This window comes from Nostocoides sp. (assembly GCF_035343835.1).
Lineage (GTDB): Bacteria > Actinomycetota > Actinomycetes > Actinomycetales > Dermatophilaceae > Nostocoides_A > Nostocoides_A vanveenii.
Genome location: NZ_DAOQZV010000331.1, coordinates 1 through 2,665, shown reverse-complemented (window position 1 = coordinate 2,665; position 2,665 = coordinate 1). Strand labels below are relative to the sequence as shown.

General features: G+C 73.1%; 2 protein-coding genes. Both read left to right on the top strand.

Annotated elements, in window-relative coordinates; translation table 11 throughout:
- Nucleotides 1-108 precede the first annotated feature (108 nt).
- A complete protein-coding gene (locus PKH97_RS15700) occupies nucleotides 109-1,041 on the top strand; it encodes a 4-(cytidine 5'-diphospho)-2-C-methyl-D-erythritol kinase (protein WP_324388548.1) in 933 nt (310 codons plus the stop codon).
- A partial coding sequence (locus tag PKH97_RS15695; protein ID WP_324388547.1) for an ABC-F family ATP-binding cassette domain-containing protein occupies nucleotides 1,041-2,665 on the top strand: 1,625 nt, incomplete at its 3' end. The genes PKH97_RS15700 and PKH97_RS15695, both read left to right, overlap by 1 nt.

Genomic DNA, 2,665 nt, shown 5'->3' with positions numbered 1-2,665 from the left:
GGCCGGCGCCGTGGCGGACGCCGCGTCGGCGAACTCCGCGAGCCGCTCGCCCGACGGCGGTAGCCGGGGCCGACGCGACCACATGCCGGACATGGTTAGGTGGACCCCATGACGTCGGCGCCGGTGCTCCTGCCACGCGTCAGCGTGCGGGTGCCGGCTAAGGTCAACCTGGAGTTGCGCGTCGGACCCCGGCGCGCAGACGGCTATCACGAGCTCGCGACCGTCTACCAGGCCGTTGGCCTCTACGACCTGGTCGAGGTCACGCACGCGCCGCAGTGGGGGATCGAGTTGACCGGGCGCACGCGCGAGGGTGTCCCGGGGGACGCGAGCAATCTGGCCGTTCGTGCGGCCCAAGCCCTTGCCGACCATGCGGGTGTCGACACGCCGGTCCACCTCAGGGTCACCAAGGAGATCCCGGTCGCGGGCGGGATGGCAGGCGGCTCGGCGGATGCGGCCGGCGCCCTGGTCGCCTGTGCCCGGCTCTGGGGTCTCGACCTGCCGGCGGCCGAGCTCGAGGGCATCGCGGCCGGCCTCGGCTCCGATATCCCCTTCCTCATCTCCGGCGGCACCGCGCTCGGCTCGGGCCGCGGCGAGCACGTCGTCCCGGTCCTGACCAGAGGCAAGTACCACTGGGTTTTCGCGCTCTCCACTCAGGGCCTGTCGACCCCGAGCGTGTATGCCGAGTGCGACCGCCTCCGCGCAGCCACCGACGTCACGGCGCCCGAGCCCGATCAGGTTCTCCTGGCCGCACTCGCTGCCGGTGACCGGGACGGACTCGCCGGCCGGCTCGCCAACGACCTACAGGATGCGGCGATTTCGCTGCAGCCCGACCTCGGCGAGGTCCTCGAAGCCGGCCTCGGCTTCGGGGCGCTCGGCGGCATCGTCTCCGGCTCCGGCCCGACGGTGGCCTTCCTGGTTCGCAACGCGGAGGCGGCCATCGATCTGGCCGTCGCCCTCGCGGCCTCGGGGACGGCCGCGGACGTGCGCCGGGCCGTCGGGCCGGTCCCGGGGGCCACGATCGAGGCGGCGGCTGCGCGCTGATGGCCAATCTCGTCAATCTGGAGCGGGCCACCATCCACTCCGGCACTCGGGTGATCCTCGACGGCGTCTCGCTCGGCATCGGCACCGGCGACCGGATCGGCGTCGTCGGCGCCAACGGCGGGGGCAAATCCACGCTGCTCGGGGTGCTCGCGCGGCGCCGCACCCTCGACGACGGCCGGGTGACGCATACCGGCGGCCTGCAGATCGCCGAGGTTGCCCAAGACGACGACCTGCCCGCAGGAGCAACGATCCGCGAGGCGATCGTCGGTGACGCCGCCGAGCACGAGTGGGCCTCGGAATCGCGGATCCGCGAGGTCCTCGGTGGGCTGGTCGGGGACGAGCGGGCGGGAGCACTCGGCGGCCTAGAGGCCGTCGTCGACCGGCTCTCCGGCGGCGAACGCCGTCGCGTCGCCCTCGCCCGCGCGCTGGTCGCCGATGCCGACCTGCTCATGCTCGACGAGCCGACCAACCATCTCGACGTCGAGGGTGTCGCCTGGTTGGCGCGCTATCTGACGACGACCTGGGCGCGGCCGGATCGCGCCTTGATCGTCGTCACCCACGACCGCTGGTTCCTGGACGCGGTGGCCACCGCGACGTGGGAGGTCCACGACGGCACGGTCGATGCCTACGACGGGGGGTATGCCGCATACGTCCTCGCCCGTGCGGAACGCGCTCGCATCGCGGCGGTAACCGAGGAGCGGCGCGCCAACCTGCTGCGCAAGGAACTCGCGTGGCTGCGCCGGGGGGCGCCGGCCCGCACGAGCAAACCGAAGTTCCGCCTCGACGCGGCCGCCGCCCTGATCAGCGACGAACCGCCCCCGCGCGACAGCGTGGAACTGATGCGTTTCGCGACCGCGCGGCTGGGCAAGGATGTCGTGGACCTCCACGACGCGAGCCTGGCCTTCGGGGAGCGCCCGATGCTCGCGCGGGTGACGTGGCAGCTCGCGCCCGGCGACCGGATCGGCCTGGTCGGGGTCAACGGCGCGGGCAAGTCGACGCTGCTCGACGTGCTCGCGGGGGAAAGCCCCCTGGACTCCGGGCGGCGCAAGCAGGGCGTCACCGTCCGCGTCGGGCACCTGACCCAGGACGTGCGCGAACTCGATGAACTCGCCGACCGGCGGGTCATCGAGGCCATCGAGTCGGTGCGCACGAGCACCATGCTCGCCGGCAAGCCGGTCAGTGCCTCGACCCTCGCCAAGCGGTTGGGCTTCCCCGGTCCGCGCCAGCAGGTCCGCGTCGGCGACCTTTCCGGTGGCGAGCGACGGCGCCTGCAGTTGCTGCGCGTCCTGCTCGACGAGCCGAATCTGCTGCTCCTCGACGAGCCGACCAATGACCTCGACATCGACACCCTGACCGCGGTCGAGGACCTGCTCGACGGCTGGGTCGGCACGCTCGTCGTCGTCTCGCACGACCGCTACCTGCTCGAACGCATCACCGACCGCCAGGTCGCCCTCCTCGGCGACGGCCGCATCCGCGACCTGCCCGGCGGCGTCGACCAATACCTCCAACTGCGCGCCGGTATGCCTGCCCCCGCCCGTCAGGCTGCACCCGCCCGCACCGCGGCCGGCGTGGGCCGTGACGCGCCACCGATCCCCTCAGGCGCCGCAGTGGCTGGCGCCGCTGG

Bases quoted from the DNA above. Each gene is read 5' to 3' on its own strand.
- PKH97_RS15700 (WP_324388548.1), top strand. From the start codon at position 109: ATGACGTCGGCGCCGGTGCTCCTGCCACGCGTCAGCGTGCGGGTGCCG.